The following is a 12,484-nucleotide window of genomic DNA, read 5'->3' as shown; positions in this document are numbered from 1 at the left end:
TATATGAATACGTTTATTTTACTCCTTTTCAGACTAGTGATCTAGACCAGCTGACACGTTTGCCAGTCTTTTATAAAATCTGTTTTAGGTTCAAGCCCGAAAGTGATAAAATGAAATTATTGTTGAGCAAGCTCGGGTTATCCCGGAACAGGAGGAACATATCGTGGCAAAGGTTCGGACAAAAGATGTAATGGAACAGTTTCATTTGGAATTGATCAGCGGAGAAGAAGGAATTAACCGCCCGATTACGATGAGTGATTTATCAAGACCAGGCATTGAAATTGCCGGATATTTTACATATTACCCTAGGGAGCGCGTACAGCTTCTGGGGAAAACAGAGCTTTCTTTCTTTGAACAGCTGCCGGAAGAGGATAAAAAGCAGCGTATGGACTCTCTATGCACGGATGTAACACCAGCTATTATTCTGTCTAGAGATATGCCTATCCCTCAGGAGCTCATTGACGCTTCCGAGAAAAACGGCGTGCCTGTCCTCAGATCGCCTTTGAAAACGACCAGACTGTCAAGCCGGTTGACCAACTTCCTAGAAAGCAGACTTGCGCCAACCACAGCCATTCACGGTGTGCTTGTCGATATATATGGCGTCGGGGTGCTGATCACAGGGAAAAGCGGCGTCGGAAAAAGTGAAACCGCGTTGGAGCTTGTGAAAAGAGGCCATCGCCTTGTTGCTGATGATTGTGTTGAAATTCGGCAGGAGGATCAGGATACCCTTGTCGGAAACGCCCCTGAGCTCATTGAACATCTGCTTGAAATTAGAGGGCTCGGCATTATTAACGTCATGACGCTGTTTGGTGCCGGTGCGGTCAGAAGCAACAAACGAATTACAATTGTGATGAATCTTGAACTCTGGGAGCAGGGCAAGCAATACGACCGTCTCGGACTCGAAGAAGAAACAATGAAAATCATTGATACAGAAATTACAAAACTTACGATCCCTGTCCGTCCGGGACGAAATCTCGCGGTCATTATTGAAGTGGCTGCTATGAACTTCAGATTGAAGCGGATGGGCTTAAACGCCGCTGAGCAATTTACCAACAAGCTGGCGGATGTCATTGAAGACGGTGAACAAGACGAATAGGAGTTGGCAATAAATGAATGAAGCGATAGAACCACTCAATCCGATAGCGTTTCAGCTGGGGCCGTTAGCCGTCCATTGGTACGGAATCATTATCGGCCTCGGTGCTTTGCTGGGGCTTTGGATTGCCATGAGAGAAAGTGAAAAACGAGGGCTGCAGAAAGATATTTTTATCGATCTCGTCCTTTTTGCGATCCCCATTGCGATTATTTGCGCGCGGATTTATTACGTTGCATTTGAATGGGATTATTATGCCGAACATCCGGGAGAAATCATAAAAATCTGGAAGGGCGGCATCGCGATTCACGGCGGCTTAATCGGTGCCATTTTGACAGGCTATGTCTTTTCAAGAGTGAAAAACATTTCTTTCTGGAAGCTTGCGGATATCGCGGCGCCAAGCATTTTGCTTGGTCAGGCGATCGGCCGCTGGGGAAACTTTGTCAATCAAGAGGCACACGGGGAGGCGGTCAGCAGAGCCTTTTTAGAAAGCCTGCACCTGCCTGAGTTTATCATTAATCAAATGTACATCAACGGACAATATTATCATCCTACTTTTTTATATGAATCACTATGGAGCTTTGTCGGCGTTATTATACTGCTTCTTTTGCGCAGAGCGAATTTGCGGAGAGGCGAGATGTTTTTAACCTATATCATTTGGTATTCAATCGGAAGGCTCTTTATTGAAGGAATGCGGACTGATAGCTTAATGCTGACGAGTTCGCTTCGCATCGCTCAGGTGATCTCAATTATATTAATTGTTTTGGCTGTGGCGGCCATCATCTTCAGACGCGTCAAGGGGTACTCGGCGAAGCGGTACGCAGAGTAGACGGTAACAAAGGGGGATGAGGGATGAAGAAGATTTTTCTGGCCGGTCTTGCGGCAGGTCTTCAGACAACATGGACACTCGGTAAAGTCATTTTTCCGGTCACACTGATAGTCACTTTGCTTCAGCATACGCCTGTCATGGATTGGCTGGTGAGGCTAATCACACCGGTGATGGGCCTATTCGGTCTCTCAGGCGAAGCGGCGATTCCGCTTGTGCTTGGGAATATGCTAAATCTGTACGCGGGGATTGCCGGGATATTGACACTGGATTTATCCGTGAAGGAAGTTTTTATCTTAGCGGTCATGCTTTCATTCTGTCATAACTTGATTATCGAATCGACGGTCGCAGCAAAGGTCGGAATCAGGATAGGCGTCATACTGGCAGTGCGCATTGGTTTGGCAGCTGTTTCTGCAATGGTCATTAATCTCATCTGGCATGGCGGGCAGGAAATGGCGCAGTACGGTTTTATTGCTTCAAAGGGTGATGCGCCTGACGGCTGGCTGGCGATGCTGGCCGAGGCTATAATGAAAGCTGGTCTTGGTGTGTTGCAGCTGGCGGCGATTGTAATCCCGCTGATGATCATCATTCAATTTATGCGAGACTTAGGCTGGCTGTACACGTTTTCTAAATGGCTGTCTCCGTTTACACAGATGCTGGGCATGAATAAAAACACCTCCATGACAATGGTAGCCGGCTTGACAATCGGCCTTGCCTACGGAGCGGGAGTCATGATCAAAGCAGTCGAAGATGACGGCGTTGGCAGGCGCGACATGACACTGGCCTTTATATTTCTCGTTGCCTGCCATGCTGTCGTTGAAGATACACTTGTCTTTATTCCGCTTGGCATTCCGGTTTGGCCGCTTCTGCTGATCCGAGTCACTACGGCCGTGCTGCTGACGATGGCGATATCGTATACGTGGAAAAAATGGAAACCCTCAGCGGTTGGAAAGGAAGCAGTATGACTGATCATCAAGTAACGACGATTCTGTTTGATTTAGACGGGACCCTTATTAATACAAATGAATTAATTATCGCGTCATTTTTGCATACGCTGGAGCATTATTATCCGAACCGCTATAAACGTGAGGATGTGCTTGCGTTTATCGGTCCGTCTCTTTTTGAAACATTTTCTTCCATGGATGCTGAGAAAACTGAAGATATGATCAGCATGTACAGAACACACAATCACCAGATGCATGACACACTTGTTACCGAATATGAAACGGTTTATGAAACGCTTGATGAACTAAAAAAAGCGGGCTTTACATTAGGAATTGTGACAACAAAGTTAAGGGATACTGTCAATATGGGCCTTAAGCTAACGGGAATCGGCGGTTTTTTCGAAACTGTTGTTACACTTGATGATGTCACGATGGCAAAGCCTGATCCCGAGCCTGTCCTGCTGGCGCTGAAGCAGCTGGGAAGCGAGCCTGCTGAAGCCATCATGGTCGGTGACAACTATCACGATATTCTGGCGGGTAAAAACGCCGGTACAAAAACAGCCGGTGTCGCATGGACGATTAAAGGGCCGGAAGCGCTGGCGAAGCATGAGCCAGACTATATGCTAGAGAAAATGAGTGATCTATTACAAATCGTTGGAGTGAAGTAATCTGTGAGAAAAACAGACCGGCATCCGGTATCAGGAGCTAACTCACTGTGGCATGTCTATCAAACGGTGCCTTTTTTGAAGGTAGTGAAGAATTTCATTGTCATTCAAATTGCGAGATATACACCGTTTATAGGAATGAAAAACTGGCTGTACCGTACGTTTTTGCGGATGAAGGTCGGAAAGCAGACATCCTTTGCCCTCATGGTGATGCCCGATATTATGTTTCCGGAAAAGATCTCAGTCGGAACGAATTCAATCATTGGATACAATACAACTATTTTGGCTCATGAGTATTTAATTCAGGAGTATCGAATCGGTAAAGTCCTGATCGGAGACGAAGTGATGATCGGCGCCAACACGACCATTCTGCCAGGCGTGGAAATAGGGAATGGCGCGATCGTGTCCGCTGGAACGCTTGTCCATAAGGATGTGCCAGCCGGGGCATTTGTCGGCGGAAATCCGATGAAAATCATATACACGAAGGAAGAAATGCAGGATAGAAGAAAAAGCCCGCTGATCAAATAACCGCGGGCTTTTTCTTTATATTAAAATTGGGTATTGTTTTTTTCCGTTACGTGCTGGACGCCGATCCATTTCTTGCCGACGTTGGAGTATCTGGTGTTCGTCATGGTGACAGTGCTCGTTTTACTGTCCGTACGAAAAATCGCTTCCTTCATGTTTGTGATGGTGCATCTGTCGATGATAACATCGGTATGGAAAGTCGACCCGCCCAGCTGTCTTATAAACTTTCCGCCGTTATCCGCAGTGAAGTTTTTCACTGTAAACGTGCTGGCTTTATTGATTTGAAAAATTTTATCAGAAGCTTTTTGAGCAGAACCGCCGTCAATGGTTACTTTTCCTTCCTTCTTCACAGTTAACGCGTCCTCACCAACATCTTCCCACGTCACATTCTGAATGTTAACGTTTCCATAAGTGTGCACGCCATCAGCAGCAGGAGCTCCGAGCACTACATTTTTCAGAGTTGCTCCGTCTTCCACACGAAAAACAGGCTTTTGGTTTTCGGACTGGCTTCCGTCACCCAATTCTTTTCCTGCTACAAACCGCTGTCCCTTCCCGTCATATGTTGTATTTTTTGGCACGATAATTGTTTCATGAACCACTTTGTCAGCTGCAAAAGCAGTTAATGTCTGAAACTGGCTGAAGCCCATAACCAAACTGAACATAAATAGGATAGACACGATTTTTTTCAATGATAAAATCCTCCCCGGTTATCTTTAGTTTTGTAAGAGAAGCGCCAGCATCTTGCACCGGCTTCTCTCGCATAGATCGGGGCAAGGCTGAATCTGTTTTAATCATAAAAATAGCCAGCCTGAAAGTAAAGACAAATTTGGATAAGAAATGGAAAATGCGTCATTGTTACCTGATTTAAACATCACGCATGAATATTGTCGTATTTGCTCAGGAGAGAGCATAAGGAAAGCTTGTGATAACGGGTAGCTTTACTTTTGAACGACTACGGCTTGGCTGCCCATTTGCACCCATGCTTTTTCAAAGCTGGTCCGGTCTGTTTTTCTGTTTTTATAGCCATAAGGGTCATTCACATACACGTAATTTTCATCATAACCCGTGACGGCGACACTGTGTTCGCTGTACGTGATATCAATCGTTCCGTTTGGCGTTTTCCATGTCTGCATGTTGTCAACAGGTGTAAAGTTGGCTGTCGTGATAACCCAAACCGGGTTGCCTTTCTCAAGCTGCTCATAAACAGCAGAGATGCTTTTTCCTGTCAGATCAGAAACATTGTCCCCCGCATAGGTTTTAGCGAGCTGATAGATCGGGCCGTGGTAGACACCTAGCCCCGGGCCGTTCGCCATATCACCGACAAATCCGTCATTCGGATCACCTTTTAATCCGCTGCTGTATGTCAAAGGCACTGTTGCGATCTGGTTTGCCAGTGTATTCTTTGTCACGTTGTATCCCGCATAGTTCAGCACCATAGCAAGACTCGTCACCTCACAGCCATTATAGAGTCTTGGGGCATCCATCTGATTAAAAAGCGTAACGTCCAGCGGCTCGGCGCTTCCTCTCAGTTTCTTCTCTTTGTTTGCAGCTGTTTCAGATTCATTCTTCGTTGCACCTATATCAATTTTGAAAAACGAAATATCTATATCTTTTGCATATATTTTGATGCCGAAGAAAATGACAGCAGAAAGTATGATCAGTACACATAACGTTCGCAGTGTTTTCATTTTTAACTCCTTGTTCTCTATTTGATTTGTATTATAGCATGCCAAACATAAAGAATTTGAGATATGACTGACCTTTCATCCTTTATTCATGATTTTTTCATATTTAGGAGGAGGATTTCTGAATGATAAATATTTGTGAAAAAGTTAAGGATTGATTTCCGTTCTTTCATCTGCTAACATATTATCATATTAGCGAACTAAAGGATTCGGAATTTTCCTTCAAACTATCACGGAGGTGCTCGGGTTGATGTTTATGTTTGAAAAACCGCACGGCATGAGAGATACACTGCCCGGTTTATATGAAACGAAAAATAAGGTGAGGCAATCGTTAACCGATATGATAGATAAATGGGGCTATCAATTTATGGAAACACCGACGCTGGAGTTTTACGATACGGTTGGTGTGCAGTCAGCAATTGAAGAGCAGCAGCTGTTTAAGCTTCTCGATCAGGATGGCAAGACACTGGTGCTTCGCCCGGATATGACAGGGCCGATCGCAAGGGTGGCGGCTTCAAAGCTGCTGAAACATGATCAACCGATCAGAGTCGGCTATGCGGCAAATGTGTTCAGAGCCCAGGAACGCGAGGGCGGACGTCCTGCCGAGTTTGAGCAGGTTGGAGTGGAATTGATTGGTGATGGCACGACAAGTGCGGATGCAGAGGTTATTGCCTTAGTAGTCGGTGCGTTAAAAAATGCCGGCCTGACTTCATTTGAAATTGCAATCGGCCATGCAGGCATTGCAGATGCCCTGTTTGTTGAGGTGCTCGGGAATGTTGAACGCGCAGACGTGCTGCGGAGGTTTTTATATGAAAAGAATTATGTCGGCTACAGAGAGCATGTCAAATCTCTTCCGCTTTCCTCCATTGATAAAAACAGATTACTGGAGCTTCTCGAATTGCGGGGCAGTATAGAAGTATGCGAGCGTGCAGAAGAAATCGTCGATTCAGTGCAAGGAAAAAGTGTGGTTGATGAACTGAAGGCGCTGTGGGAGATTCTTGAAGACTACGGATGTACGGAAAATGTCCGTCTTGATCTGAATATGGTCAGCCATATGAGCTACTACACTGGGATTTTATTTGAAGTGTACGCGGAAAGTGTCGGCTTTGTGATTGGCAGCGGAGGCCGTTATAACAAGCTTCTGGGACATTTTAATTCCCCGGCGCCGGCGACGGGGTTCGGGCTCCGGATTGACCGAATGATTGAAGCGCTTCATATGAAAGACGAACCCTGTGAAATGGATGCTGTCATTTTCAGCAAAGAGCAGAGGGTGCAGGCCATCGCTTTTGCGAATGAAGAGCGTTTGAAAGGAAAAAAAGTTGTTCTTCAGGATTTACTGGGGATTGAAAATATTGATCAGATGACAAAATCATTTGCAAATGTCACTTATTTTATCGGTGCCAGAAAGGAAGAGCAAAATGGGTAAGTTACTCACAATGGCCATGCCGAAGGGGCGAATATTTGAAGAAGCAGCAGGGCTGCTGCGGCAGGCGGGATACAAGCTGCCGGAAGAGTTTGAGGATTCCAGAAAACTGATCATCGATGTGCCGGAGGAAAATCTCCGCTTCATTTTGGCAAAGCCGATGGATGTGACCACATATGTGGAGCACGGCGTGGCAGATGTCGGAATTGCAGGGAAGGATGTCATGCTGGAGGAGGAGCGCGATGTATATGAGGTGCTGGATTTAAAAATCAGCAAATGCCATCTCGCGGTTGCCGGACTTCCCGATACCAACTGGAGCGGCGTCGCGCCGAGAATTGCGACAAAGTATCCGAATGTAGCTTCCGGTTATTTTAGAGAGCAGGGAGAGCAAGTCGAGATTATTAAGCTGAACGGCTCAATCGAGCTTGCTCCTCTTATCGGGCTTGCGGACAGAATAGTCGACATCGTATCTACGGGACAGACGCTTAAAGAAAACGGACTCGTTGAAACAGAGCGTATTTGTGATATTACCTCCCGCTTTATCGTCAACCCTGTAAGCTATCGCATGAAGGACGATATCATCGACGAAATGGCGTCCCGTTTATCTCTAGTTGTGGAAGGAGAAACGGCAAAATGAAAATCAAAACCATTAGCGGATCGGATCGGCTTTCTCTCAAGCGGTCAATTGATGCCGGAACGGAAGAACAAAGAAAAGCGGTCCGATCCATTATTGAACATGTAAAAGCAAATGGTGATCAGGCTGTTCGTGACTACACGGCCAAGTTTGACGGCATCAAGCTTGACAGCGCATTGGTCACAACAGAAGAAATTGAAGAAGCATACAGCCTGCTGGACCCCCAGCTGCTGCAGGTGATCAGGCAAGCGATCAAAAACATTACTGAATATCACGAAAGACAGCTTCAATCTTCCTGGTTTTATCACAGAAAGGATGGCACAATGCTGGGACAGAAAGTGACGGCACTTGATTCTGCCGGCGTTTATGTGCCGGGCGGAACTGCCGCATATCCGTCATCTGTTTTGATGAATGTCATTCCGGCGCTTACAGCTGGCGTGGAAAGAATTGTTCTTGTCACACCACCGGGAAAAGACGGACGGCTGTCTCCGGGAGTCTTAGCTGCCGCTGCCGAGTTGGGCATTAAAGATATATACAAAATGGGAGGGGCTCAGGCAATTGCGGCGCTGGCGTACGGAACAGAAACCATTGAGCCGGTGGATAAAATCACAGGCCCGGGAAATATTTATGTCGCGCTTGCCAAACGAGAGGTGTTCGGTGATGTCGATATTGATATGATTGCCGGTCCGAGTGAAATCGTCGTGCTGGCTGATGAAACGGCTATTCCTCGTGAAATAGCCGCCGACCTGCTGTCACAGGCGGAACATGACATGCTTAGCTCATGTGTGCTTGTCACAGATTCCATACCGCTGGCTGAGGCCGTTTCAGCCGAGGTGAACGAGCAGCTGAAAACCTTGCCGCGGAGAGATATTGCGGAAGCTTCAGTGAGAGATTATGGATCTATTTATGTGGCTGAGACGATAGATGAAGCGGTCCATACAGTCAATACGCTCGCCCCAGAGCATTTAGAAATCATCACACAGTCTCCTGAAGCTTTGCTTGGCAATATTAAGCACGCCGGTGCGATTTTCTTAGGCCGATACAGCCCTGAACCGGTCGGAGATTATTTTGCCGGACCGAACCATGTGCTTCCGACGAATGGAACGGCCAGATTTTCAAGCCCATTAAACGTCACGGATTTTCAAAAGAAATCGAGCATTATTTCATACAGCCAATCAGCCTTTGAAGAACATGCGGAAAGCATTGCAGCTTTTGCCAGACTGGAAGGATTAGAAGCGCATGCCAGGTCAATCGAAGCGAGAGAACGGAGGAATTCGAAATGAGAAAAGCGGAACGCGCCAGAACAACAAATGAAACGGATATAGAACTGTCATTCGCAATAGACGGTGAAGGACAAGCAGAAATTAAAACAGATGTGCCGTTTATGACGCATATGCTGGATCTGTTCACAAAACACGGGCAATTTGATCTTTCCATTCATGCAAAAGGTGATGTCGATATTGATGATCACCACACAACTGAAGATATCGGCATTTGCTTAGGGCAGGCTTTGCTTGAAGCACTAGGCGATAAAAAAGGCATCAAACGCTACGGCTCAGCGTTTGTGCCGATGGATGAGGCGCTTGCTCAGGTGGTGGTTGATTTAAGCAATCGGCCGCACTTGGAAATGCGTGCTGACTTTCCGGCAGCGAAAGTCGGAACTTTCGATACTGAGCTTGTACATGAATTTTTATGGAAGCTGGCGCTTGAAGCACGGATGAACTTGCACGTGATCGTTCATTACGGCACAAATACACACCATATGATAGAAGCTGTTTTTAAAGCCTTAGGACGCGCGCTTGATGAAGCGACAATGATAGACCCGCGTGTCAAAGGGATTCCGTCAACGAAAGGGATGCTGTAAATGATCGGTGTGATAGATTACGGAATGGGCAATTTATACAGCGTCTCAAAGGCGCTGGAGCGTGTCGGCGTACCGTACTTTGTTTCAGGCATTCCGGAGGAGCTGAGTAAAGCTGATGCTTTCATTTTGCCGGGAGTCGGGTCGTTTGGGGACGCGATGGACAATTTGCGCAACGCCAATCTCGATCAATTCATTCATAAGATGGTGTCAGAGGGAAGATTGCTTCTTGGGATCTGCCTCGGCATGCAGCTTTTGTTTCATGAGAGCGAAGAGCATGGAACCGCTGCAGGTCTCGGTTTGTTAAAGGGAAAAGCAGTCAGGCTGAAGCCGGAAGATCAGCAGGGAAACAAGCTGAAGGTTCCGCATATGGGATGGAACCGCCTCTCCTTTCATAACGAATCTCCGTTGCTGGCCGGAGTGGAAGAAGGCTACGCTTATTTTGTCCATTCCTATTATATTGACGGAATGGATGACGACGCGCTACTGGCAAGTGCCGAGTACGGTGTGCAGGTGCCTGCGGTTGTCGGAAAAGGGAACATCTTCGGCGCTCAGTTTCACCCGGAAAAAAGCAGTGCGGTCGGAATGTCTATCTTAATTCAATTCACAAAAATGGCAGCAGAACAGAAGGTGAAAAAATGAGTGCTTTTACATTATACCCGGCCATTGATATGAGAAACGGCAAATGTGTACGTCTCGTTCAAGGCGATTACAGCAAGGAAACCGTATACGGTGATTCACCGTTCGACATGGCCTCGTTATTTGCAAGTGAGGGGGCTGAATGGATTCATCTTGTTGATCTTGACGGCGCGAAGGAAGGAAAAAAAGTAAATGACCGCCATGTCATCGAAATTGTACAAAAGCTCAATCTGAAAGTCGAAATCGGCGGCGGCATTCGTTCGGAAAGCGATGTCTACGATTACTTATCGGCAGGAGTCGATCGCGTTATCCTGGGAAGCTCCGCTGTTTCTGATCCGCCGTTTGTGAAAAAAATGCTGAAAGAGTATGGCGAAAGGATAGCGATCGGGCTGGACGCAAGAAACGGATTTGTTTCAACAGAGGGGTGGCTGGAAACCTCGAGTCTTAAGGCGACTGAACTCGGCAAAGAGCTCGCCAACGAAGGCGCAGAAGTTTTTATTTTTACTGATATTGCGACAGACGGGATGCTGTCAGGCCCCAATATCGAAAGCACAGTGGAACTCGCGAAAGAAACCGGAAAATCTGTCATCGCCTCTGGCGGAGTCAGCTCTGTTGCGGATCTTGAAGCTCTTGCCCGTTATCATGCGAATGGGGTTTCTGGAGCCATTATCGGAAAAGCACTGTATACCAACCAGTTTACACTTGGCGAGGCGCTTGAAAGGATGAAGGGGAAATGATAACAAAACGGATTATCCCATGTCTTGATGTGAAAGAAGGGCGCGTTGTCAAAGGGATTCAATTTCTTGAACTGAAGGATGCCGGCGATCCTGTCGAGCTGGCGGAAGTATACGACCAGGAAGGCGCGGATGAACTGGTGTTTCTTGATATTTCCGCTTCGCATGAAGGCCGCAAAACGATGGTTGACGTCGTAGAGCAGGTTGCTGCGAAGCTTGCGATTCCGTTTACAGTCGGAGGCGGCATCAATCAGCTTAGCGATATGAAAACGATTCTGCGTGCCGGCGCAGATAAAGTTTCTGTGAACACAGCAGCTGTACTCCGGCCTGAGCTGATTACAGAAGGAGCCGAGTTTTTCGGCTCTCAATGTATCGTACTTGCCATCGATGCCAAGTATGTCCAGGAATCTGGCACATACAAGGTCTACACGCATGGCGGCAGAAAGAAAACGGATTGGGAAGTTACAGCATGGGCGAAGGAAGCCGTCAAACGCGGAGCCGGAGAAATCCTGCTGACCAGCATGGACTCAGATGGGGAGAAAAAAGGCTTTGACCACAGGCTGACAAAGCTCGTGTCAGAAGCTGTTCCGGTTCCTGTCATCGCCTCAGGGGGAGCAGGAAACGCGCAGCATATGCTCGAGGCTTTTACAAAAGGAGAAGCGGACGCCGCGCTGGCTGCCTCCATTTTTCACTATAAAGAAACATCAATTAAAGAAGTGAAATCATATTTGAAAGAGTACGGGGTGAATGTGAGATGAAACAGGCAGATGAACTGCGTTTTAACGAAGACGGATTAATCCCCGCCATCGTGCAGGACGCGGCAAGCAAAGAAGTGCTGACACTTGCATATATGAACAGGGAATCGTACGAAAAAACAATGGAAACAAAAGAAACATGGTTTTACAGCCGCTCGCGGCAAGAGCTATGGCACAAGGGAGAAACATCGGGGAATACGCAAGCCGTCAAGGGCATCCGATATGACTGCGACCAAGATGCGCTGGTCGTGCTTGTAGAGCCGTCCGGTCCGGCATGCCACACCGGCAGCTACAGCTGTTTTACAAAGGAACAGACAGAAGAACAAACCTCCGGGCGATTTGACATCATAAGTGAGCTGGAGCGCGTCATTGCAGAACGCCAAGCTGAAATGCCTGAAGGAGCTTACACCACTTACCTCTTCCAAGAAGGCGTGGATAAGATTTTGAAAAAAGTCGGCGAAGAAGCATCAGAAGTCATCATCGCCGCCAAAAACCGTGACCACGAGGAACTGAAATGGGAAGCGGCAGACCTGCTGTATCATCTCCTTGTCCTGCTCAGAGAACAAGCATTGCCGCTGGATGATGTGCTTGACGTATTGAAAAAACGCCATTCTGAATAGTAAATGAAAAGAGCCTATGGATAATGGCTCTTTTTTTATTGTGAGAAAAATGTAATGGGTATTTAGTAATTAAATAGGTGTTT

At 46.9% G+C, this 12,484-nt stretch carries 15 protein-coding genes; 13 read left to right on the top strand and 2 right to left on the bottom strand.

Features of this window, described 5'->3' with window-relative positions; translation table 11 throughout:
• The first annotated feature begins 163 nt into the window (after window positions 1-163).
• The 5 genes from hprK to hprF are packed head-to-tail and all read left to right on the top strand — an operon-like array spanning window position 164 to window position 4,053.
• Window positions 164-1,096: an HPr(Ser) kinase/phosphatase gene (hprK, locus tag V6D42_RS11555; RefSeq protein ID WP_010332023.1), complete on the top strand. Its 933-nt coding sequence runs from the start codon at window positions 164-166 to the stop codon at window positions 1,094-1,096.
• Between the two features lie 13 nt (window positions 1,097-1,109).
• A complete protein-coding gene (lgt, locus tag V6D42_RS11550) occupies window positions 1,110-1,919 on the top strand; it encodes a prolipoprotein diacylglyceryl transferase (protein WP_333513316.1) in 810 nt (269 codons plus the stop codon).
• A gap of 23 nt (window positions 1,920-1,942) precedes the next feature.
• Entirely contained in the window at window positions 1,943-2,881 is a 939-nt protein-coding gene (locus tag V6D42_RS11545) for a nucleoside recognition domain-containing protein (protein ID WP_333513315.1), read from the top strand.
• On the top strand, window positions 2,878-3,528 hold the full coding sequence (gene ppaX / locus V6D42_RS11540; RefSeq protein ID WP_333513314.1) for a pyrophosphatase PpaX: 651 nt from the start codon (window positions 2,878-2,880) through the stop codon (window positions 3,526-3,528). Before V6D42_RS11545 ends, ppaX begins: the two co-directional genes overlap by 4 nt.
• Before the next feature lie 3 nt (window positions 3,529-3,531).
• Window positions 3,532-4,053, top strand: a complete 522-nt coding sequence (gene hprF / locus V6D42_RS11535; protein WP_333513313.1) for a heptaprenylglyceryl phosphate O-acetyltransferase — start codon at window positions 3,532-3,534, stop codon at window positions 4,051-4,053.
• A 20-nt stretch (window positions 4,054-4,073) separates the two neighbouring features.
• Here the strand turns inward: hprF and pelC are convergent, their stop codons facing one another.
• Together pelC and V6D42_RS11525 are read right to left on the bottom strand one after the other, a co-directional pair.
• Window positions 4,074-4,739 carry a pectate/pectin lyase PelC gene (gene pelC, locus V6D42_RS11530; RefSeq protein WP_268449822.1) on the bottom strand — a complete coding sequence of 222 codons (666 nt, stop codon included), beginning with the start codon at window positions 4,737-4,739 and terminating at the stop codon, window positions 4,074-4,076.
• A gap of 249 nt (window positions 4,740-4,988) precedes the next feature.
• Window positions 4,989-5,738 (bottom strand): C39 family peptidase, encoded by a 750-nt coding sequence (locus tag V6D42_RS11525; protein WP_268504559.1) that lies wholly within the window; start codon window positions 5,736-5,738, stop codon window positions 4,989-4,991.
• Between the two features lie 247 nt (window positions 5,739-5,985).
• On the opposite strand from V6D42_RS11525, the gene V6D42_RS11520 reads away from it, so the two are divergent.
• From V6D42_RS11520 to hisIE, 8 genes are read left to right on the top strand one after another with little or no spacing between them, the layout of a single operon-like run.
• Window positions 5,986-7,161, top strand: coding sequence for an ATP phosphoribosyltransferase regulatory subunit (locus V6D42_RS11520; protein ID WP_333513723.1), 1,176 nt, complete (start codon window positions 5,986-5,988; stop codon window positions 7,159-7,161).
• Window positions 7,154-7,795, top strand: a complete 642-nt coding sequence (hisG, locus tag V6D42_RS11515) for an ATP phosphoribosyltransferase (protein WP_333513312.1) — start codon at window positions 7,154-7,156, stop codon at window positions 7,793-7,795. The genes V6D42_RS11520 and hisG overlap by 8 nt, the downstream gene beginning before the upstream one ends.
• A complete protein-coding gene (gene hisD, locus V6D42_RS11510) occupies window positions 7,792-9,075 on the top strand; it encodes a histidinol dehydrogenase (RefSeq protein WP_333513311.1) in 1,284 nt (427 codons plus the stop codon). The genes hisG and hisD overlap by 4 nt, the downstream gene beginning before the upstream one ends.
• On the top strand, window positions 9,072-9,656 hold the full coding sequence (gene hisB, locus V6D42_RS11505; RefSeq protein WP_168748839.1) for an imidazoleglycerol-phosphate dehydratase HisB: 585 nt from the start codon (window positions 9,072-9,074) through the stop codon (window positions 9,654-9,656). Before hisD ends, hisB begins: the two co-directional genes overlap by 4 nt.
• Window positions 9,657-10,295 (top strand): imidazole glycerol phosphate synthase subunit HisH, encoded by a 639-nt coding sequence (hisH, locus tag V6D42_RS11500; protein ID WP_333513310.1) that lies wholly within the window; start codon window positions 9,657-9,659, stop codon window positions 10,293-10,295.
• Entirely contained in the window at window positions 10,292-11,029 is a 738-nt protein-coding gene (hisA, locus tag V6D42_RS11495; protein ID WP_268504565.1) for a 1-(5-phosphoribosyl)-5-[(5-phosphoribosylamino)methylideneamino]imidazole-4-carboxamide isomerase, read from the top strand. The genes hisH and hisA overlap by 4 nt, the downstream gene beginning before the upstream one ends.
• Entirely contained in the window at window positions 11,026-11,784 is a 759-nt protein-coding gene (hisF, locus tag V6D42_RS11490) for an imidazole glycerol phosphate synthase subunit HisF (RefSeq protein ID WP_333513309.1), read from the top strand. The genes hisA and hisF overlap by 4 nt, the downstream gene beginning before the upstream one ends.
• On the top strand, window positions 11,781-12,401 hold the full coding sequence (gene hisIE / locus V6D42_RS11485) for a bifunctional phosphoribosyl-AMP cyclohydrolase/phosphoribosyl-ATP diphosphatase HisIE (RefSeq protein WP_268447082.1): 621 nt from the start codon (window positions 11,781-11,783) through the stop codon (window positions 12,399-12,401). Before hisF ends, hisIE begins: the two co-directional genes overlap by 4 nt.
• Window positions 12,402-12,484: the final 83 nt, after the last annotated feature.

It is taken from the genome of Bacillus sp. 0909A, from assembly GCF_036765115.1.
Lineage (GTDB): Bacteria > Bacillota > Bacilli > Bacillales > Bacillaceae > Bacillus > Bacillus mojavensis.
Note: the sequence above shows the minus strand (reverse complement) of the source record. Positions and strands in the feature narration are given on the sequence as shown.

What these genes read in the sequence shown, in the direction of transcription:
- lgt (WP_333513316.1), top strand. Translation starts at nt 1,110, where the DNA reads ATGAATGAAGCGATAGAACCACTCAATCCGATAGCGTTTCAGCTGGGG.
- hisB (WP_168748839.1), top strand. Translation starts at nt 9,072, where the DNA reads ATGAGAAAAGCGGAACGCGCCAGAACAACAAATGAAACGGATATAGAA.
- hisF (WP_333513309.1), top strand. Translation starts at nt 11,026, where the DNA reads ATGATAACAAAACGGATTATCCCATGTCTTGATGTGAAAGAAGGGCGC.
- V6D42_RS11525 (WP_268504559.1), bottom strand. Translation starts at nt 5,738, where the DNA reads ATGAAAACACTGCGAACGTTATGTGTACTGATCATACTTTCTGCTGTC.
- hisA (WP_268504565.1), top strand. Translation starts at nt 10,292, where the DNA reads ATGAGTGCTTTTACATTATACCCGGCCATTGATATGAGAAACGGCAAA.
- hisH (WP_333513310.1), top strand. Translation starts at nt 9,657, where the DNA reads ATGATCGGTGTGATAGATTACGGAATGGGCAATTTATACAGCGTCTCA.
- V6D42_RS11520 (WP_333513723.1), top strand. Translation starts at nt 5,986, where the DNA reads ATGTTTATGTTTGAAAAACCGCACGGCATGAGAGATACACTGCCCGGT.
- V6D42_RS11545 (WP_333513315.1), top strand. Translation starts at nt 1,943, where the DNA reads ATGAAGAAGATTTTTCTGGCCGGTCTTGCGGCAGGTCTTCAGACAACA.
- ppaX (WP_333513314.1), top strand. Translation starts at nt 2,878, where the DNA reads ATGACTGATCATCAAGTAACGACGATTCTGTTTGATTTAGACGGGACC.
- hisD (WP_333513311.1), top strand. Translation starts at nt 7,792, where the DNA reads ATGAAAATCAAAACCATTAGCGGATCGGATCGGCTTTCTCTCAAGCGG.
- hisG (WP_333513312.1), top strand. Translation starts at nt 7,154, where the DNA reads ATGGGTAAGTTACTCACAATGGCCATGCCGAAGGGGCGAATATTTGAA.
- hisIE (WP_268447082.1), top strand. Translation starts at nt 11,781, where the DNA reads ATGAAACAGGCAGATGAACTGCGTTTTAACGAAGACGGATTAATCCCC.